20 protein-coding genes are annotated in these 17,919 nt (G+C 65.6%); 14 read left to right on the top strand and 6 right to left on the bottom strand.

The features are described from left to right. The first annotated feature begins 283 nt into the window (after positions 1–283). The 7 genes from GcLGCM259_RS14630 to GcLGCM259_RS14605 all read left to right on the top strand — a co-directional run bounded on the left by GcLGCM259_RS14630 (position 284) and on the right by GcLGCM259_RS14605 (position 6,542). Positions 284–1,360 carry a carboxylate-amine ligase gene (locus GcLGCM259_RS14630; protein ID WP_175419464.1) on the top strand — a complete coding sequence of 359 codons (1,077 nt, stop codon included), beginning with the start codon at positions 284–286 and terminating at the stop codon, positions 1,358–1,360. 2 nt (positions 1,361–1,362) lie between these two features. Beyond that, positions 1,363–1,860 (top strand): hypothetical protein, encoded by a 498-nt coding sequence (locus GcLGCM259_RS14625; RefSeq protein ID WP_138927067.1) that lies wholly within the window; start codon positions 1,363–1,365, stop codon positions 1,858–1,860. Between the two features lie 68 nt (positions 1,861–1,928). Further along, positions 1,929–2,873 (top strand): endonuclease/exonuclease/phosphatase family protein, encoded by a 945-nt coding sequence (locus tag GcLGCM259_RS14620; protein WP_138927066.1) that lies wholly within the window; start codon positions 1,929–1,931, stop codon positions 2,871–2,873. Between the two features lie 59 nt (positions 2,874–2,932). Beyond that, positions 2,933–3,595, top strand: coding sequence for an HNH endonuclease (locus tag GcLGCM259_RS14615; RefSeq protein ID WP_138927065.1), 663 nt, complete (start codon positions 2,933–2,935; stop codon positions 3,593–3,595). A gap of 298 nt (positions 3,596–3,893) precedes the next feature. Beyond that, the gene (locus GcLGCM259_RS15315) at positions 3,894–4,031 is read left to right on the top strand and encodes a hypothetical protein (protein ID WP_175419463.1); all 138 of its coding nucleotides are present in this window, start codon (positions 3,894–3,896) and stop codon (positions 4,029–4,031) included. A gap of 220 nt (positions 4,032–4,251) precedes the next feature. Next, the gene (locus GcLGCM259_RS14610; protein ID WP_138927064.1) at positions 4,252–5,778 is read left to right on the top strand and encodes an NCS1 family nucleobase:cation symporter-1; all 1,527 of its coding nucleotides are present in this window, start codon (positions 4,252–4,254) and stop codon (positions 5,776–5,778) included. Between the two features lie 17 nt (positions 5,779–5,795). Beyond that, positions 5,796–6,542: an aspartate/glutamate racemase family protein gene (locus tag GcLGCM259_RS14605; RefSeq protein WP_138927063.1), complete on the top strand. Its 747-nt coding sequence runs from the start codon at positions 5,796–5,798 to the stop codon at positions 6,540–6,542. 55 nt (positions 6,543–6,597) lie between these two features. Here the strand turns inward: GcLGCM259_RS14605 and GcLGCM259_RS14600 are convergent, their stop codons facing one another. Beyond that, on the bottom strand, positions 6,598–6,810 hold the full coding sequence (locus GcLGCM259_RS14600) for a hypothetical protein (protein ID WP_138927062.1): 213 nt from the start codon (positions 6,808–6,810) through the stop codon (positions 6,598–6,600). Positions 6,811–7,751: 941 nt separating this feature from the next. Between GcLGCM259_RS14600 and GcLGCM259_RS14595 the strand changes: the two genes are divergently transcribed. From GcLGCM259_RS14595 to GcLGCM259_RS15420, 6 genes are all read left to right on the top strand, one after another. Then, positions 7,752–8,741 carry a siderophore ABC transporter substrate-binding protein gene (locus GcLGCM259_RS14595; RefSeq protein WP_138927061.1) on the top strand — a complete coding sequence of 330 codons (990 nt, stop codon included), beginning with the start codon at positions 7,752–7,754 and terminating at the stop codon, positions 8,739–8,741. A 93-nt stretch (positions 8,742–8,834) separates the two neighbouring features. Next, positions 8,835–9,815, top strand: a complete 981-nt coding sequence (locus tag GcLGCM259_RS14590) for an ABC transporter permease (protein ID WP_138927060.1) — start codon at positions 8,835–8,837, stop codon at positions 9,813–9,815. Positions 9,816–9,819: 4 nt separating this feature from the next. Further along, positions 9,820–10,872, top strand: coding sequence for an iron chelate uptake ABC transporter family permease subunit (locus tag GcLGCM259_RS14585; protein ID WP_138927059.1), 1,053 nt, complete (start codon positions 9,820–9,822; stop codon positions 10,870–10,872). Next, positions 10,869–11,624: an iron ABC transporter ATP-binding protein gene (locus GcLGCM259_RS14580; RefSeq protein ID WP_054821034.1), complete on the top strand. Its 756-nt coding sequence runs from the start codon at positions 10,869–10,871 to the stop codon at positions 11,622–11,624. The genes GcLGCM259_RS14585 and GcLGCM259_RS14580 overlap by 4 nt, the downstream gene beginning before the upstream one ends. 49 nt (positions 11,625–11,673) lie before the next feature. Then, positions 11,674–12,063 (top strand): ABC transporter permease, encoded by a 390-nt coding sequence (locus GcLGCM259_RS15425; protein ID WP_217496542.1) that lies wholly within the window; start codon positions 11,674–11,676, stop codon positions 12,061–12,063. Continuing rightward, entirely contained in the window at positions 12,015–12,530 is a 516-nt protein-coding gene (locus GcLGCM259_RS15420) for an ABC transporter permease (RefSeq protein ID WP_217496541.1), read from the top strand. Before GcLGCM259_RS15425 ends, GcLGCM259_RS15420 begins: the two co-directional genes overlap by 49 nt. On the opposite strand, the gene GcLGCM259_RS14570 is transcribed toward GcLGCM259_RS15420, so the two are convergent. The 5 genes from GcLGCM259_RS14570 to GcLGCM259_RS14550 all read right to left on the bottom strand — a co-directional run bounded on the left by GcLGCM259_RS14570 (position 12,482) and on the right by GcLGCM259_RS14550 (position 16,556). Then, entirely contained in the window at positions 12,482–13,057 is a 576-nt protein-coding gene (locus GcLGCM259_RS14570; RefSeq protein WP_138927058.1) for a CDP-alcohol phosphatidyltransferase family protein, read from the bottom strand. The genes GcLGCM259_RS15420 and GcLGCM259_RS14570 overlap by 49 nt on opposite strands. 283 nt (positions 13,058–13,340) lie before the next feature. Continuing rightward, a complete protein-coding gene (locus tag GcLGCM259_RS14565; RefSeq protein ID WP_138927057.1) occupies positions 13,341–14,237 on the bottom strand; it encodes a dihydrodipicolinate synthase family protein in 897 nt (298 codons plus the stop codon). Positions 14,238–14,316: 79 nt separating this feature from the next. After that, positions 14,317–14,748, bottom strand: a complete 432-nt coding sequence (locus GcLGCM259_RS14560) for a DUF6069 family protein (protein ID WP_138927056.1) — start codon at positions 14,746–14,748, stop codon at positions 14,317–14,319. A gap of 285 nt (positions 14,749–15,033) precedes the next feature. After that, complete coding sequence (locus tag GcLGCM259_RS14555; RefSeq protein WP_138927055.1) at positions 15,034–15,726, bottom strand: phosphonatase-like hydrolase; 693 nt, start codon at positions 15,724–15,726, stop codon at positions 15,034–15,036. 68 nt (positions 15,727–15,794) lie between these two features. Beyond that, complete coding sequence (locus GcLGCM259_RS14550) at positions 15,795–16,556, bottom strand: GntR family transcriptional regulator (RefSeq protein ID WP_138927054.1); 762 nt, start codon at positions 16,554–16,556, stop codon at positions 15,795–15,797. Between the two features lie 165 nt (positions 16,557–16,721). Here GcLGCM259_RS14550 and GcLGCM259_RS14545 point away from each other — a divergent pair, with 165 nt between their 5' ends. Then, complete coding sequence (locus GcLGCM259_RS14545; RefSeq protein ID WP_246049653.1) at positions 16,722–17,906, top strand: TIGR03364 family FAD-dependent oxidoreductase; 1,185 nt, start codon at positions 16,722–16,724, stop codon at positions 17,904–17,906. Positions 17,907–17,919 lie beyond the last annotated feature (13 nt).

Raw genomic sequence — 17,919 nt, 5'->3', positions numbered from 1 at the left:
CGCCGGCACGGGGATTCGTGCCTGATTCCTGCCCCTCACGCTACGAGTCGCAGGCAGGGCATCAAACAAATGTCAATGGATTCATCGGAACGGTTCAGCAAATTTCCTGCCGTTTACCATCAGGCTCCGCTATGGCTTCTTGAACGCAGCATGTGAATTCACCCGGTCCCCTTTCAGCGGCGGCGTCACTGGCCTAGTGTCGCACCAGGATTACCGACAGGCACTGGCCCCCACCCGCCGTCGACGCAAGCGGCGTGCGTGGGAGAAAGGAAGGAAGGACACGTTGAACACCTTTGGTGTGGAGGAGGAGTTCTTCCTGCTCGATGGGGAAACCGGTCTGCCCGCCGTTCCGCGCGGTGAACTGCTCGGGCTGGGAACGCATCGGCTTGAAGGGGAGATCCAGAAGGAATGGCTGGCATGCCAGATCGAGTTCGCCACCGGGGTCTGCCAGAGCCCCCAGGACGGGCTGGATCAGCTGCGCACCTTTCGGCGCAAGCTGGCTTCCGCGGCGCAGGCCGAGGGACTAATGGCGGTGGGGCTGGGCGCGGTTCCCGCGATCAGCACCGAAACCGCGACGGTCACCGACACCGAACGCTACCAGCGCATTGCCCAGCACATGCCCGGCATCGCCGCGGAGCACTACCTCAGCGGTCAGCACATCCATGTGGGCATCGAGAACCGTGAGGAGGGGATCGTGGCCATGAACGCGCTGCGCCCCTGGCTTCCGCTGCTGCTGGCGATCAGCGCGAACTCCCCTTACTGGCGGGCCGCGGACACCGGTTTCGCCTCCTGGCGCACCATCCAGTACCGCCGGTGGTCGGTGCAGGGCATTCCGCCGGCCTTCAAGGACAGCCGGGACTACGACCGGCGCCTGGGCCGGGTGCTGGCCAGTGACGTGGTCCTGGACAGTGGACACGTGGGCTGGGCAATGCGCCTGTCGGAAAACCAGCCGACCGTGGAGGTCCGGGTGGCCGACTCCCAGATGCGGGCCGCCGATTCGGTGCTGCTGGCGCTGCTGGTGCGCGGGCTGGTGGACCAGGCGGTGAAATATCCGAGCCGCAACCGGGAATTTGACCCGGAATTCTTGGACATCGCGTTCTGGCAGGCGGCCAAGCACGGGTTGGACGGCCCGCTGCTGAACCCCTGGACCTCCAGCACCACCAGCACCGAGGCTTTCCTGCAGACCCTGCTCACCCACATCGAGCCGGCCCTGCGGGACAGCAGGGACTATGAGTACGTCCGTCAGGAATTGGAGGAAACAGTACGTCGCGGCAATGGGGCACGCCGCCAGCGCCAGGCCTTCGCGCAGGGTTCGCTTAGTGAACTGCTGCAGTTGGCCCGGCACGAGTTGGAGTTGTAATCATGGGGGATCCTTTTCATACCGGTGGCCTGCTCAATGGCTGCGCCGTCCTGCGCTGGATGGAGGGCGAGTCGACGGGGGCATCGCGCGGACGCTTGCCCGCCGCCGAGGACCCGGCGCAGATCCAGCATCACGAGGCCGACCAATGCCCGTATCTGGAGGTGCAGCTGGACGGGTCGCTGATCCATGCCCAGGAAATCGCCAGTTATGGGCCGCGGGTCATGATCCGCTACCCGGCGCAGGTCCTTGACGCCAATCACTTCTCGCACCTGAAGGTGGCGTGGGTAGACCGGGAGAAGACCCGGCGCATCCGCCGCGAGAACGCGTGCTGGAACAACCCGGTGGACAGCATTGACTGGCATGAGCTGGAAGATGAGTCGCTGCAGGATGAGGTGCCCGGGTATCGCTCCGCAAAACAGCAGAATCCGGAACGCCGGGTCTTGGATCACCAGCCGTACTCGGCAGATCGCCTCTCCGGCGGCCCCCTGGAAGAGGCCTGAACCGTCCACAGCATTTCGCAGGGCAAATCGATTGTTTTTGCAGGTTTCTGTGGCACTGTTGAAGTCCAATGTCCCACGTTGCATCACGCCGCCTGTCGGCATCCAGAATATTTGCGCGCCTGCTGATCATTGCCGGCTGCCTCGCCTTGACCGTGCTGCTGGTTTTCCACCAGCAGGTTCCCGACGTGGCCGGGCTCGGCCTGGTCATCGACAACCTGGCCCCCTGGCTGGGGCTGGGGGTACCGGTGCTGCTGCTCCTTGCCCTGGGCGCGCGCGGGCGCGGCACCTTCCTGATGCTGCTGGTTCCGGCGGTGGCCTGGGCGCTGATCTTCGGCCCGATGGTGGTGCCGGCTCCCGCCCGCGAACCGGTGCAGGGGCTGAAGGTGGCCACCCAGAACGTGCATGAACGGCAGGTGGATTCGGCGGCCCGTTCCCTGGCGCAGGCCGGGGCGGAGGTCATCGCCCTGCAGGAGCTGGGTGCCGGGCAGGACGCCGAGGTGAGCCGCACCCTGGCCTCCAGCCACCCGTACCATTTCTCGGTCAGCACCGTGGGGGTCTGGTCCAAGTACCCGGTCAGCCGGGCCGAGCCGCTGGATTTGGGCCTGGACTGGGATCGGGCGCTGCGCCTGGATGTGGAAACCGCGGCCGGGCCGGTGCGCCTGTACACGGTGCATGCCGCCTCCGCCCGGCCCACCGGGCACGGTGACCGGGACATGATGCTGCGCAACCTGGCCGCGTATGTGCGGCAGGATCCCTCCCCGCGCATTGTGGCCGCCGGGGACTTCAACGCAACCAGCACCGACCGGCACTTCGCGCCGGTCAGCGGGCAGCTGGAACTGGTGCGCTACAGCCGCTGGGGGCTGGCGCTGACCTGGCCGCGCCAGCCCTTCCCGGTGCTGGGCATCGACCACGTGCTGGTGCGCGGGGTGGAGCCGGCCGGCCTGGAACGCGTGGAGGCCGGGGATTCTGACCACCTGGGGCTGGTTTCCACCCTGGATGTGTCCGCCCCCTAGCTGTTCTTCCCATGGACGTTGTGTACGCGGTCGATGGGTGATTTGCCGCCGATGCCGGTATGGGGTCTGTCCGGCACGCCCCGTCCTTTGCCCGGGTGCTTACCGATCCGTGGGACGGGGCCCCGATCGATGTGGGCCGCACCCGGTACCGGCCTCCGGCGGCGTTGCAGGAGCTGGTGCAGTTGCGTGATGAGCATTGCCAGTTCCCTGGATGCCGGCGCCCGGCGGAGCGGTGCGAGATCGATCATGTCAAGGACTGGGCCAAGGGCGGGGCGACCACCCGGGATAACACGAAATTGTTGTGTACCCGGCATCAGATGTTCAAACACGCGTTGCGGTGGCAGAGCCAGTTCCTGCCGGATGGGTCGGTGCGGTGGGAATCCCCGAACGGGTTGGTGCACTTTTCTGATCCGGGCAGTCTGACCACCGTGAATGGTCGGTCGAACTACACGATGAGCGCTCCTTCGCGGGAGGCGGTGTATGTGGATGAGAAGCTGCGTGAGGTGTTGGCGTTGCATGAGGTCCCGCCGGGCACCCCGGGGTATTGGCATGATCCCAGCGACCCGGATCTGAGCTCGCAAATCCCCGGGGACCCGCCACCGGGCGCCGGGAACCGGGCACCACACGGGCCACCAGGCGATGACCCCGACCCACCGGATGGCACCGGCCCACCGGATGCCACCTTGTCCTGGCATGCCGGGGATGAGCTGGGACCTGGCTAATCCCATCGGTTCGTGATGCGTCTTCGGCCTGTGGCCGCCCCACCCCAGGGACGGCCACAGGCTCCAGCGATTTTTGTTCAGACCGCGACCCTGATTCCCTTGGCTCAAGTTCCACCACGCAAGCTTGTTTCCAGCCCCTATTCCGCCGGACAGAATGAATTCATTCCGCAGGGCAAGAGGAATCCCTTCCGTATGCTGGAAGTGAATTATTTTCTTGCGGAATCAACGCGGCACCACTACAGTAAGAGCACCATTAGTGATGTGGCACACATCTCGGAGTTCTTTCTCAGGAGCAGCCATGATCAGTCTCGATCTGATTCTCTGCAGCGCCCACGTGGGCCGGCAGTGGATTCGCCGTTCGCACTATGCCGCGAAACGCAACGCGGCGCTGGCCGGCCACTATGCCGGCTACAAAGATACCTTCCTGCGCGTCTGAGATTTCCTTTTTCCTCCGCACGCCCCGCCCATGATTTTGGCGCTGGCGTTTCCGGAGAGGCACCCTTTGCCTGCGGTCCCTGTCGCTCTGACCACTTCGCCGCAACCCTCCATACCGAACCAGCTCATTTGCCCTCGGTTCTCCCTAACTTTTGCAGTCCGCTTTGCGCTGCCCGCAGCCGCTGCCTTGGCCTGCCATAAATCTCAGAGGATCCTGACCAATGTCTATCCCCAACGCCGTAACGGCGCCTCAAAGCACCCCAACCACTGATGTCCCATTGGGCATCGACCCCTCCAACCCGCACCAGCTGTCCGCTTCGCTCTACAACGAAGACCTGGCACCGACCGCCCAAAAGGGCAGAACGTGGAACGCCTACAGCATCTTCACCCTCTGGGCAAACGATGTGCACTCACTGGGCAACTACGCATTTGCCATCGGCCTCTTTGCCCTGGGCATGAGCGGATGGCAGATTCTAGGCGCGTTGGGAATCGGAGCCATATTGCTCTTTGCCCTGTTGACCCTCTCCGGATTCATGGGAGAGAAGACCGGCGTTCCCTTCCCGGTCATGAGCCGCATTGCTTTTGGCATCACCGGCGCGCAGCTTCCGGCGCTCCTTCGCGGCGCGGTCGCTATCGCCTGGTTCGGCATCCAAACCTTCCTGGCCTCCCAGGTCCTCAGCGTGATGGTGATCGCCTTGGCCCCGGGGGCCGTTTCCCTGCGGGAAACCAGCTTCCTCGGCCTCGACGTGTTGGGCTGGATATGCTTTGTTTCCCTGTGGATCCTGCAGTTGGTCATCGTCAGCTATGGAATGGAGATGATCCGCAAGTATGAGGCCTTCGCCGGTCCGGTCATCCTTGTCACGTTCCTTGCCCTGGCCGTGTGGATGTTGTTCGAATCCGGGTTCAACATCGCCCTGGATACCGGCACTCCCCGCAGTGGGCTGGACATGTGGATCGGCGTGTTCGGCGCGGCAGCGCTGTGGGTCTCCATCTACGGCACCTTCGTGTTGAACTTCTGCGATTTCACCCGCGGCGCGATCTCCAAGCAGGCAATCGTGCGCGGCAACTTCTTCGGAATCCCGCTGAACATGCTGTTCTTCGGTGCGATTGTGGTGGTGCTGACCGGCACCCAGTTCTCCATCAACGGAATCATCATTGACTCTCCGTCAGATGTCGTTCAGGCCATTCCGAACACGGCGTTGCTGTTGCTGGCATCCGGCGCCCTGTTGGTGCTGACCATCGCGGTGAACCTGATGGCGAACTTCGTCGCACCCACGTACGCCCTGAACAACCTGTTCCCCAAGCACCTGAACTTCCGCCGGGCCGCGCTGATCTCCGGGGTAATCGGGTTGGTCATCCTGCCGTGGAATCTGTACAACTCACCGGAAATCATCAACTACTTCCTGGGCGGCCTGGGCGCGCTGCTCGGCCCGCTGTTCGGGATCATCATGGCCGACTACTGGCTGGTGCGCCGGGCACGCATCAACGTCGTGGACCTCTACCGCACCTCCCCCAACGGCACCTACTACTTCACCCGTGGCGTGAACTACCGTGCCGTGGCAGCGCTGGCCATCAGCTCCATAGTGGCCCTGCTGCTCGCCTTCCTTCCTGCCCTGCATGTTGTCGGTCCTTTCGCCTGGTTCCTGGGCTCGGGCAGCGGCGCACTGGTATACCTGCTGCTCGCCAAGCGACAGCATGACCTGGCGGATATCGATGGCGAAGCCATCGCCGTAGTGGCAAAGCACTAGAGGGAAGGGAAAAGACCATGCGAATTCTCGTCCTGAACGTGAACACCACTGCCTCAATGACCACCGCCATCGGAGACTCCGCGCGGGAAGTGGCCTCCCCCGGGACGCAGATCATTGAGCTCACCCCCGATTTCGGGGCCGACAGCTGCGAGGGAAACTTCGAAAGCTACTTGGCGGCGATCGCCGTCATCGACAAAGTGGTCAATTATCCCGAGCCGTTCGATGCGGTGATTCAGGCTGGCTACGGGGAGCACGGCCGCGAAGGCCTGCAGGAACTGCTGGAGGTGCCGGTCGTGGACATCACCGAGGCGGCGGCGTCCACGGCCCAGTTCCTCGGGCACAAGTACTCAGTGGTGACCACGCTGGACCGGACGGTTCCGCTGATCGAGGACCGGCTGAAGTTGGCCGGGCTGACCGACCGGCTCGCCTCCGTGCGGGCCAGCGGACTGGGGGTCCTGGAGCTAGAGTCGGATCCGCAGCGCGCCATCGAAGCCATCGTCGATCAGTCCCGGCATGCGGTGCAGGAGGACAAGGCCGAGGTGATCTGCCTGGGCTGCGGCGGCATGGCCGAGCTCGAGCACCAGGTCCGCGAAGCCACCGGCGTTCCGATCGTTGACGGCGTGCGCGCTGCGGTCACCATCGCTGAGTCAATGGTCCGAATGGGCCTGTCTACCTCAAAGGTGCGCACCTATGCCCCGCCGCGGCCGAAGCGCGTTATTGGCTGGCCCCTGACCAGGTTGACGGAAGTCAACGCCGCGTCCTGATAGAAACTCACTGCGGGGCGGTCCAAAGTGCTGGACCGCCCCGCAGTGAGTGCCTTCAGGTGACTTCTTTGCCGCGGGCCTTCAGGAGCATCTCCCTTAAGCCTTGAATCTCATTCGCCCGGGATTCCCAATACTCGGCATCGAGCCCGAAACCCATGGAGGCTTCTTGAGCTTGCGTCTTGAAATAGTCTCTGTAGTCTTCCAAAGCGTCGTTCAGATCGGCTAACTGGTCATCGCTTAGTTCAAGGAGCAGCGTCCTCACTTCCATAAGCAACCTCCTTCAGCACTGTAGGTGGTGGGCCCAAGGCTCTCAAGGCTAGCGCTTGCAGTTTGAAACTCCCAGCCCCGCGTCCAGCCCTTTGCGCAATCTCTAACGGGGCGCCCTGCTGGCTCTCGTGATTCGGCACCCGCCAGTACATCATTAGTGCACCCCAAGCCCTCCCTAAGCCGATCCAGGACATGGCGGAAGCATGCCGCCTAAATCACCGAGCCCAGCTCAATGTCCTTTCCGCCGTAGGCTCAGCGGTGACCAAAGTGGCCGCCGATTGAGTGAGGGCGGCAGGGAATTCTTGAGCAGCCAACTCCTGGTTCAGCACGTGGCAGCCGGCACGCCTGTCGGGCGTTCGGAAGCCGGAAACTGCGCCGCCCTTCCACAATGATTTCAATATCAGCGTCACCCATCGCCATCACCGGCGCCTTTCCGACAAAGTCGAAGCGCACCCGTTGAACCGACGGGGCAACGACCCTCGCCACTGCCACCCGCTGCCAGCTAAACTGCCGGGCATTCCCGCGCAACCGCTTCAAGGTGGAAGCAGCGCGCGAAAGTGCCGTCCGGGCTCCCCAAGAACTGAGTCCCCAAGGAGATGGGCATAAACCTCGGGGGAAGGCAGTCTGCCCCACATCGTCCAAGTGAAGGTCGGGAGTCGAAGGCGGGCACAATACCAGCCGCGAGGGACCTTCGCCAACGAAAATTTCCCGGAATTCTCTTTTTCTTGGATTCCGGAAACAATTTGGTTCGTTATTCAGGCAGGCGCGCCTTGTTGTTCGCGGAAAAATCCTTGAAAACCCGTACTTTCGGAGCCTGGATCACATTAGGTGTGATTTGAATAACCTTATCTGCGGAGTGCAGAGCGCATGGAGCTTAGGCTAAGCTAATTTCAGATCAACCTCGCTGGCCGCCGCTCGGTGGCCCCGGAACGATAGGAAATCATGGCCTCTGTGAAACTGCGCGCCGCTGCGCTGCTTGGCATCGCCGCTCTGTCCCTGACCGCCTGCGGTTCGAACGCTTCGACCCCAGAGTCGAGCGCTTCGTCCTCCGAGGGCGCCTCGACCGTCACGTTCGAGGACAACAACGGCGAGCACACCATCGATGTCCCGGCAAAGTCCGTGGTTGCCACCGACAACCGCACCTTCGAGACCCTGGACTCCTGGGGCGTGGAGCTCTCGGCCGCAGCGGTTTCGCTGATGCCGGACACCATCGGCTACACCAAGGACAAGGACCTGATCGACCTGGGTAGCCACCGCGAGCCTGACCTGGAATCGGTCGTCGCCGTGGAGCCGGACCTGATCATCAACGGCCAGCGCTTCACCCAGTACGAGAAGGACTTCAAGAAGCTGGCCCCCGAGGCCACCATCGTCTCCCTGGACCCGCGCGAGGACAAGCCGTTCGGCGAGGAACTCAAGCGCCAGACCACCGTGCTGGGCCAGATCTTCCAGAAGGAAGATGAAGCCAAGAAGCTGACCGACGAGTTCGACAAGGCCGTCGAGCGCGCCAAGGCCGCCTACAACAAGGACCAGAAGGTGATGGGCGTCATCACCTCCGGCGGCAACATCAACTACTCGGCACCGTCCACCGGCCGCACCCTTGGCCCGCTGTTCGACCTGCTGGATCTGACCCCGGCCCTTGAGGTTGATGAGTCCTCCACCGACCACCAGGGTGATGACATCTCCGTTGAGGCCATCGCCAAGTCCAACCCGGACTGGATCCTGGTCATGGACCGCGATGCCGCAGTGGCCGCCGATGAGCCGGACTACAAGCCGGCCGCCGACCTGCTGAAGAACTCGGATGCGCTGAAGAACGTCACCGCCGCCAAGGAAGGCAACGTCCTGGTGATGCCGGCTGACACCTACACCAACGAGGGCATCCAGACCTACACCGAATTCATCAATGACTTCGCTGATGCGCTCGAAGGCAAGTAGCCCCAACGCGCACTGACCCAGTGGTGGACGCAGCCAACCGGCGGCGTCCACCACTGTGGCGTCTCACCACACCTTCGCAGTAACGGCAGGACCATGACCAGCACCATCACCACACAGCCGCCCCGGGGCAGGCTCTTCGAACCCAAGCTGCTGCTTGGGATCCTTGGAGTCCTGATCCTGCTGGGCTTTTCGCTTTTTACCGGCGTCTACGACATTTTCGGCGCCGAGGATGGTGGGGACATGTTCGCCATCACCCGCATCCCGCGCACCATCGCCCTGGTTCTGGCTGGCGCGGCCATGGCCATGAGCGGGCTGGTGATGCAGCTGCTGACCCAGAACCGGTTCGTGGAGCCCACCACCACCGGCACCACCGAATGGGCGGGCCTGGGCCTGCTCACGGTGATGATCCTTGCCCCGAACGCCGGGATCCTGACCAAGATGAGCGTGGCAGTATTATTCGCGTTCATCGGCACCATGCTCTTCTTCCTGTTCCTGCAGCGGGTTTCACTCAAGGCCTCGCTGACCGTGCCGATCGTGGGCATCATGCTCGGCGCCGTGGTCGGGGCGGTCTCCACGTTCCTGGCGCTGACCACCGACATGCTCCAGTCCCTGGGGATCTGGTTCGCCGGGTCCTTCACCTCCGTGCTGCGCGGACAGTACGAGGTGCTGTGGATCGTGGCCCTGGTGGCGGTGGCGATCTTCCTGGTCGCGGATCGCTTCACCGTGGCCGGGCTGGGTGAGGAGATCGCCACCAATGTGGGGCTGAACTACCGCCAGGTGATGCTCATCGGCACCGGGCTGATCGCAATCGCCACCGGTGTGGTGACCGTGGTGGTGGGCAACCTGCCGTTCCTGGGGCTGATCGTGCCGAACATCGTCTCCATGTTCCGCGGCGATGACTTGCGCAGCAACCTGCCGTGGGTGTGCCTGCTGGGCATCGCGATCGTGACCGTCTGCGACCTGATCGGGCGCACCATCATCATGCCCTTCGAGATCCCGGTCTCGCTGATCCTGGGTGTGGTCGGTGCGGTGGTCTTCATCGCCCTGTTGTTGAGGCAGCGTCGAAATGGCTAGTCTGATGAGTGAGAACCCGACGATGTCCCAATCCATGCCCCCAAACTTCGCCCCGCTGCGCCAGTCCGGCGCGCTGCCCTCCAAGAAGGTGCGCACCCGCTACTGGGTGATCCTCTCGCTGCTGATCCTGGCGGCCCTGGGCTTCAGCTACGGCTTTTTGGCCCTGGACAACCCGATGCCGGTGGGCAGTGAGGGCTTCTGGCGGATCGCCGAACTGCGCGCCACGTCGCTGACCACCATGGTGATCGTGTCGATCTGCCAGGCGGTGGCCACCGTCAGCTTCCAGACGGTCACCAACAACCGGATCATCACCCCCTCGATCATGGGCTTTGAATCCCTGTTCGTGGCGGTGCAGACCTCCTCAGTGTTCTTCATGGGTGCGGCCGGGATCGTGGCGCTGCAGGGGGTGACCCAGTTCGTGCTGCAGGTGGCGATCATGGTCGCCCTGTCGGTGGCGCTGTACGGCTGGCTGCTCTCGGGCAAGTTCGGCAACATCCAGATCATGCTGCTGATCGGCATCATCATCGGCGCGGGCCTGGGCTCGGTGTCCACGTTCATGCAGCGCATGCTCACCCCCAGCGAGTTCGACATCCTCACCGCCCGGCTCTTCGGCTCGATCTCCAACGCGGACGTGAGCTACTTCCCGGTGGCGGTCCCGCTGATGGCGGTCTCCGCGCTGTTCCTGATCCTGTCCTCCAAGCGGCTGAACGTGGTCGCCCTGGGCCGGGACACCACCATGAACCTGGGCATCAACCACCGCGGCGAGGTGATGCGCACCCTGTTCTTCGTCTCGATCCTGATGGCCGTGTCCACCGCGCTGGTGGGCCCGCTGACCTTCTTCGGCTTCTTGGCCGCGATGCTCTCCTACCAGCTGGCCGACACCTACGACCACCGCTACATCTTCCCGATGGCCGCGTTGACCGGGTTCGTGATCCTGGCCGGGGCCTACTTCATCATGAAGAACGTCTTCTACGCCCAGGGCGTGGTGGGCATCATCATTGAACTGGTTGGCGGCACCGCATTCCTCATCTTCGTCCTCAGAAAGGGCCGGCTGTGATTACCCTCAAAGACGTCCGCAAGCAGTACAGCAGCGAAGTGGCCATCGGGCCGGTGACGCTGCAGATCCCGGCCGGGGGCATCACCGCGCTGGTGGGTCCGAACGGCGCGGGCAAGTCCACCATGCTGACCATGGTCGGGCGCCTGCTCGGCCTGGATGAGGGCACCATCGAGGTGGCCGGCTACGACGTCGCCTCCACCGCCTCGAAGGACCTGGCCAAGATCGTCTCGATCCTGCGCCAGGAGAACCACTTCGTCACCCGCCTGACCGTGCGCCAGCTGGTCGGCTTTGGCCGCTTCCCACACTCCAAGGGGCGGCTGACCCGCAAGGATGAGGAGATCATCTCCCAGGCGATCGACTTCCTGAACCTGAACGACCTGGAGGACCGCTACCTGGACCAGCTCTCCGGCGGTCAGCGTCAGCGCGCCTACGTGGCCATGGTGCTGGCCCAGGACACCGACTACGTGCTGCTGGATGAGCCGCTGAACAACCTGGACATGAAGCACTCGGTGCAGATGATGAAGCACCTGCGCAAGGCCGCCCAGGAGCTGGGGCGCACGATCGTGATCGTCTTGCACGACATCAACTTCGCCGGGCACTACTCGGACTACATCTGCGCCATGAAGAAGGGTCAGGTCGTGGAGTTCGGCTCCCCCGAGGCGATCATGCGCGATGAGGTGCTCTCCGCCGTGTTCGACACCCCGGTACGCGTCATCGAGGGCCCGGAGGGCCCGCTGGCGGTCTACTACTAAATCCCCGCATGGGGCCGCAGCGGCCCCTTGGACCCCGAAAGGCCGGCCGATGAGCCAGGACTCAACCCTGCTGCACACCGGCTGGCCGATGTGGGTGATGCTGGTGCTGGTGACGGGGATCGCCGCACTCTTCGCCCAGCGCTTCCTGCTGCTGCCGGCCTGCCAGATCCTCACCGCGGTGCTGCGCGCCCTGGCGCAGATGCTGGTGGTGGCGCTGGCGATCTCCCAGCTCTCCCGGTCCTGGTGGCTGACCGTCCTGTTCCTGCTGCTGATGTTCGTAGTGGCCGCATTGACCAGTACCCGGCGGATCGGCGCCTTGGCCTGGTGGGCTCCGGGCATTGCCATTGCCGCGGGCGTGCTGCCGGTGGTGGGCGTCATGCTGGGCTTTGGGTGCTGCCGTTCTCCTCCCTGGCCCTGGTGGCGGTCGTCGGGCAACTGATCGGCGGGGCCATGAGCGCCACCTCGCTGGCCGGACGCCGCATCCGGCAGGAGCTCAAGCAGCGGCACGGCGAAGTGGAGGCGGCGCTCGCCCTGGGTCTGCCTCCGGCTCAGGCCCGCAGCCTGGTTGGCCGTCCCGTGGCTGCCGAGGCGCTGTTTCCCGGGCTGGATCAGACCCGCACCGTGGGCACGGTGACACTGCCCGGGGCCTTCGTCGGCCTGGTGCTGGGCGGAGCCAGCCCCCTGGACGCCGGGCTGGTGCAGCTGATCGTGCTGATCAACCTGCTCGCGGTGCAGGCGGTGGCGGTCACCGTGGTGGCGGTGCTGGTTGAACGCGGGACCGCGGACCGGCCGGAACGGACACCGGGCGCCAAGCGACCCGTAGCAGCCCACGAAGACCGGCCAGTTCCCGCCGCGGCTCAGCCGGCTTCCCCTCGCGGGGCCCGGGCCAGCAGCCGGTGGATGTAGCCCAGCCCCGCCAGCGCATGCAGCACGGCCCCGAGCCCGGTCAACAGCACCGCCGGTTCGGCCAGCGCCTGCCACTGCGGCACCCGGGCGATGAGCACCAGGACCAGTCCCACCATCAGCACCGCGGTGCGCACCTTGCCGATGATGCTCACCGAGAGGCTGCCGGGGTCCTTGGCGAAAAACAGGCTGACCGTCACTGCAAGGTCCATCAGCAATGTCAGGACCGCAATCCACCAGGGCAGCAGAGCGGCAATGGTCAGGGCCACCAGGATCAGGACCACCCCGATGCGGTCCGCGATGGGGTCCAGGATCTGGCCGAAGCGGCTGGTCTGGTTCAGGCGCCGGGCCAAGAAGCCGTCGACCCAGTCGGTGGTGCCAAAAATGGCCGCCAGCACCAGGGTGAGGACCGGTTGCCCGCCACTGATGATGAACCCGCAGATGGGAAGAATCAGCAGCAGGCGCAGCAGCGTCACCAGGTTCGGGATGGTGCGCCAGTCCCCGGGGCGCAGCTGAAGGATCTCGCTCATCACGCTGCCCTGCCGTCATGGAAAATGGTTGGCCATGGTGCCCGGGGGCCGGTGAAGCGTGGGGGCAGGGCAGATGCAGCCTGTGCGCGGTATGGTGCTCGGCTCATCTCCAGCGCCTTCCTCTGGCTCCAGCGGCCCCTCCCGCCGCGGCAGCGACACGGAAGGTCTCTTGCCTATGAGCGTAGTGAACCGGGTGCCGCAAGTACACGGGTGCCCGGCATCAGGGCACCCAAACTTCGCCCGGCCACCTATTTACCCAAGCCAGCACCATATGCCGCTGTGGCTATACATCGTCCTCGAGCCGGGCAGCGGACAGGAACTCCCGCAGCCGCTGGCGGGCTGGGCCGGGAATGCCCTGCAGGGGCAGCGGCAGGCTCGGCGCGCAGACCAGACCGAGCTCCTCGGCCAGCGCGCTGACCACACGCAGGCTGCCCAGGCTCCGGAAAAGATCCCACAGCGGCTCCAGGCGGCGCGAGAGGTCCAGCGCCTCGGCGTGCCCTCCGGCCTGCGCGGCCCGGGTGATTCGCAGTGCGGTGCCGGGCAGTACGCCGGCGATCACCGAGTACCAGGTGTCGCACCCGGCGCCCAGTCCCTCGGCGGCCATCCAGTCGCCGCTGATGCCAACCCCGTAGCCGCCCGGGACCACGCGGCGCAGCTCGGCGATGCGTCGGCGGGCGCCATCCGCGGCCGGCGGCGGGATCTTCACCCCGCTCACCCGTTCCAGCCCGGCGATGCGCCCGTGCAGCTCATCGCTGAAGCTGAATCCGGTGGTGCCCGGGTTGTCGTAGACGATGAGGGGCAGATCACTGGCCCGGCTGACAGTGCGGTAGAGGTCGAAGACCTCCTGGTCGGTCAGCTTCTGGTAGGACACCGGGGCCAGCAACAGGCCCTGGACGCCGGCGGCCTGCGCGTCAGCCACATGGCCCAGCACATCCCGGGTCCGCAGCGCCCCCACCCCGGCCAGCACCGGTGTCCCCTGGGCGGCGGAGATGCTGGCGGCCAGGACCTCCCGGCGCTCCCCCGGATCAAGGTAGGCGTAGTTGCCGGTGGATCCCAGCACGCCCAGGCAGTCCACCCCGGCGCCGGCCGCGCGGGCCACCAGGCGGGCCACGGCGTCAATGTCGACCCGTTCCCCCGCCATCGGCACCAATGGAAAAGCGGACAGTCCCGCGAACTTCATTGTCTCCCCCTCGCTGTGCGCGTTCTGGGGTCTACGTTAACTGAAGCCGCGGGGCTGTCCGCTGTTTATGGCCAGCTGGTTACCGCAGCGCGTAGGCCGGGACCGGCTGGTTGTTGTTCGTGCGGCGGACCGCCACGAACCAGGCTGCCGCCACCACCAGGTGCATCAGGGCCAGGGCAATGCCGGTGGCCGGGTCGGTGGCGTGCAGGATCGGGTTGATGATGGAGACGACGGCCACGATCGCGCCAAGCCACTGGGCGATGCGGCAGAAGCCCGGCTTGGCGCTGCCGATGGCGAAGGTAAGCAGCCCCAGGATCATGATCGGTGCGAGGGTGAAGCCCAGAACCTGCGCGAACTGCACGTGGTCCACCAGGCCGCCGTTGAACGCCATGGAACCGCCGGCGGATTCACTGACGAAGAAGACGATGACGTTCAGGTAGGCGGCACCCAGGGCCAAGATCAGGACCTGGACGAAGTTGAAGGGGCTTTTGTACTGGATTTCAGCGCCCATCGGCTGAATTCCTCCTCGGATAGTTGAAGATTGACAACTGATTCTACGTCCAGTAGAAGCCCACAGGAAATACGGGAAGCACGTGAAATAAGCGACATTTTTGCGCCTTCAGCCACACAACGCGGTGCTTTCTGCACGGATGCGCCCGAGGATTCGTCCCTTTGGCGCGGCCGGCGGGACGGGACGCCCCCCCGGCACCACGGCCCGCCCGCACGCGGCACGAGAAAGCCGGCGGGTTCCCGTGAAGGTCACCCACCGGCTCGGGCGCGGCGTCGGAAGTGTTCCCTAGACGCTGACCGCATCCAGCGAGGCGAGGTACTTGGGCAGGTCCTTGACCCCCTCCAGCACGGCATCATGGGGCTGCTCTTCCAGCTCGGCGCGCTGCAGCTTGCCGGTCAGCACACCCACCGCATGCACCCCGGCGTTGCGGGCGGCCAGCAAGTCGTTGACGGTGTCCCCGGCAGCCAGCACGCGGGCCACGTTCTGGACCCCGGTCTGCTCCATGGCGCGGTGGATCATGTACGGCGCCGGGCGGCCGGCGGCCACCTCGTCGGCGGGCACCGCCGCGTCCAGCAGTTCGCCCTCCCCGACGTTCCAGCCCAGCACGCCCAGCAGCACCTCCATCACGTCGCGGGAAAACCCGGTGCTCAGGGCCACCTTCACGCCGCGGGCGGAGAGCTCGCGCAGCGCCTGCTCCACGCCGGGCAGCGCGGTGGGCGGGTTCTGGGTGTAGTAGCCCAGCAGCAGTTCACGGAAGCGCTCAAAGGCCTTGTCCACCTCCCGGGACTCCGGTTCCCCGCCGCCCAGGCGGATCAGCTCGGTGATCGCCTCACGCTTTTCCGCGCCCATCCAGGTCTGCAGGTCGTCGGCGGCAACCTCCACCCCGGTTTCGCGCACCGCGTTCTCCAGGGCACGGTAGACATCCCCGTGCTCATCAACGGTGGTTCCGGCCATATCGCAGACGATCAGTTCAATCATGTCCATCCCTCTTATCTGTCGTGGTTCTTGAGTCTAGGTTGTGGTTCGTAGTGTGGGGCGGCGCGGGGCTAGGCGGCCGAGATCGGCACGCGGACCAGGGCGGCGCGGTGCGCGCTGGTGTTCTCGATGCTGAAGTTCGCCAGCTGCGGCAGGTAGCGGTCATCGGAGTACTCCAGCAGCTGGCCGGCGTGGGAGGTGGTCAGCCGGCGCTCGCGCAGCAGCGGGGCACCCAGCGGCACCTGCAGCAGTTGGGCATCACGCTCATCGGCGGCCACCGCGTCGATGGTGTGCCGCCCGCGGTCCAGGGCGATCCCCTGCTCGCGCAGGTAGCCGAAGATCGAGCCGGAGTCGGTGTCGAAGTCAAAGAGCAGGCGTCCGACCGGCAGGGTGAAGCTGGTGCGTTCGACCATGGCCGGCACCCGGTCCAGCAGGCGCAGGCGCAGCACCTGGATGACCGGCGCCCCCTCCTCCAGATCCAGCTGCCCGGCGACCTCGGCGTCCGCCGGACGCTTGGCCAGCTCCAGGGTCTGCTGGCCCGGGACGCGACCGGTGGAGCGTGCCCATTCGGTGAACGACATGAACGTGGTGAACGGCTGGGAGGCCACGGCGCCGGCGACGACCGGCGGCTTGCCCTGCCCCCCGGTGATCAGCCCCTCGGCGCGCAGCGCGGCCAGCGCGTGACGCACCGTGCCACGCGAGGCTCCGGCCTGTTCGCACAGCTGCGCCTCACTGGGCAGGCGGTCGCCCTGGCTCCATTGGCCCGAGGTGATCCGCTCCCGCAGTTCCCCGGCCAGCCACTCATGCTTGGGTTGGTTGTTCTTCTGGTTCACAACTTGATCATACAAGTGGGATTTCCCGGAAAATCAACGTTCCGGGGCCTTTGAAGTGAACATCAGGTGAAGTGAAAACCACCGAGTTGAACAGTGGGGAAACTTGTCCACACAAGTGCCATTTTGGCTTGAACCACGGTCGGACGACGGGCAATGATCGATGCCGTGAACAACGAATTTGAAGCGGAAAACACCACTGGAACCCACAGCGACGTCCTGGTCGTCGGCGCCGGCATCATCGGCCTGGCCCACGCGGCCCGGGCGCTGGACCGGGGCCTGACGGTCACCGTCATCGACCGCGACCACCGTGCGGTGGGGGCCTCGGTGCGCAACTTCGGCCACTGCTGCATCACCGCCCAGTCCGGTGAACTCTACGACCTGGCCCAGGGCGGGCGCGAGCTGTGGCTGCACTACGCCGAGCAGGCCGGCTTCTGGGCCGCGGAAACCGGCGCCGTGGTCGTGGCCCGCACCCAGACCGAACTGGATGTGCTCACCGAACTGGCCGCGGTGCGCGAGCCTGGTCAGATCGTGCTGCTGACCCCGGACCAGCTGGCCCAGCAGCTCGGCCGGCGGGACGCCTCGGGCCTGGTCGGCGGGGCGTGGCTGCGCGATGACCTGCGCGTGGACCCGCGCACCACCGTCGCCCGGCTGGCCGCCTGGGTGGACGAGCAGCCGGCCGGGCGGGTGCACTGGAACACCAGCGCCCTGCAGGTCCAGGCCGGCACCACCCGCCGCGCCGCCGTGCGCACCTCCCGCGGCACCTACGAGGCCGATGAGGTGTTCATCTGCGTGGGCCACGACGTGGACTACCTCTTCCCCCGGCTGGCCGAAACCCACCGGATCCAGCGCTGCGCGCTGCAGATGGCCCGGGTCAAGGCGCCGGGCCAGCTGGAGCTGACCCCGGCGGTGCTCACCGCCAGCTCGATGCTGCGCTACCACGCGTTCACCGAGGTCCCCTCGGCCGCGCGGCTGCGCGAGGAACTGGGCGCCAGCCACCCGCAGCTGCTGGAGATCGACGCGAACCTGATGTTCACCCAGCGCCCGGACGGGAGCGTGCTGATGGGCGACTCGCACAGCTACGCCGCCACCCAGGACCCGTTCCTGGCCGAAACCACCTCCCAGACCCTGCTGGAGGCCGGCGGCCAGGTGCTGGGCACCGAGGCGCTGCAGGTGGTCGAACGCTGGCAGGGCGTCTACGCCTCCAGCGAGCTCGGCCCGCTGCTGGTCGCCCCGATCCGCGAGGGCGTGCAGGTGGTCTCGGTGACCGCCGGGGTGGGCATGACCGTGTGCTTCGGGCTGGCCGAACGCAACACCGCCCACCTTCCCGTGCGGGAGCTCGCCACCCGCTAACCCCGCTGCCGCC

It is taken from the genome of Glutamicibacter creatinolyticus (assembly GCF_006094275.1).
GTDB classification, from domain to species: domain Bacteria; phylum Actinomycetota; class Actinomycetes; order Actinomycetales; family Micrococcaceae; genus Glutamicibacter; species Glutamicibacter creatinolyticus.
Note: the sequence above shows the minus strand (reverse complement) of the source record. Positions and strands in the feature narration are given on the sequence as shown.

Excerpts from the sequence above, each read along its gene's own strand:
- GcLGCM259_RS14595 (WP_138927061.1), top strand. The coding sequence starts at position 7,752 with ATGGCCTCTGTGAAACTGCGCGCCGCTGCGCTGCTTGGCATCGCCGCT.
- GcLGCM259_RS14565 (WP_138927057.1), bottom strand. The coding sequence starts at position 14,237 with ATGAAGTTCGCGGGACTGTCCGCTTTTCCATTGGTGCCGATGGCGGGG.
- GcLGCM259_RS14555 (WP_138927055.1), bottom strand. The coding sequence starts at position 15,726 with ATGATTGAACTGATCGTCTGCGATATGGCCGGAACCACCGTTGATGAG.
- GcLGCM259_RS14600 (WP_138927062.1), bottom strand. The coding sequence starts at position 6,810 with ATGGAAGTGAGGACGCTGCTCCTTGAACTAAGCGATGACCAGTTAGCC.
- GcLGCM259_RS14585 (WP_138927059.1), top strand. The coding sequence starts at position 9,820 with ATGAGTGAGAACCCGACGATGTCCCAATCCATGCCCCCAAACTTCGCC.
- GcLGCM259_RS14625 (WP_138927067.1), top strand. The coding sequence starts at position 1,363 with ATGGGGGATCCTTTTCATACCGGTGGCCTGCTCAATGGCTGCGCCGTC.
- GcLGCM259_RS15425 (WP_217496542.1), top strand. The coding sequence starts at position 11,674 with ATGAGCCAGGACTCAACCCTGCTGCACACCGGCTGGCCGATGTGGGTG.
- GcLGCM259_RS14590 (WP_138927060.1), top strand. The coding sequence starts at position 8,835 with ATGACCAGCACCATCACCACACAGCCGCCCCGGGGCAGGCTCTTCGAA.
- GcLGCM259_RS14620 (WP_138927066.1), top strand. The coding sequence starts at position 1,929 with ATGTCCCACGTTGCATCACGCCGCCTGTCGGCATCCAGAATATTTGCG.
- GcLGCM259_RS14605 (WP_138927063.1), top strand. The coding sequence starts at position 5,796 with ATGCGAATTCTCGTCCTGAACGTGAACACCACTGCCTCAATGACCACC.
- GcLGCM259_RS14570 (WP_138927058.1), bottom strand. The coding sequence starts at position 13,057 with ATGAGCGAGATCCTTCAGCTGCGCCCCGGGGACTGGCGCACCATCCCG.
- GcLGCM259_RS14615 (WP_138927065.1), top strand. The coding sequence starts at position 2,933 with ATGGGGTCTGTCCGGCACGCCCCGTCCTTTGCCCGGGTGCTTACCGAT.
- GcLGCM259_RS15315 (WP_175419463.1), top strand. The coding sequence starts at position 3,894 with ATGATCAGTCTCGATCTGATTCTCTGCAGCGCCCACGTGGGCCGGCAG.
- GcLGCM259_RS14560 (WP_138927056.1), bottom strand. The coding sequence starts at position 14,748 with ATGGGCGCTGAAATCCAGTACAAAAGCCCCTTCAACTTCGTCCAGGTC.
- GcLGCM259_RS14610 (WP_138927064.1), top strand. The coding sequence starts at position 4,252 with ATGTCTATCCCCAACGCCGTAACGGCGCCTCAAAGCACCCCAACCACT.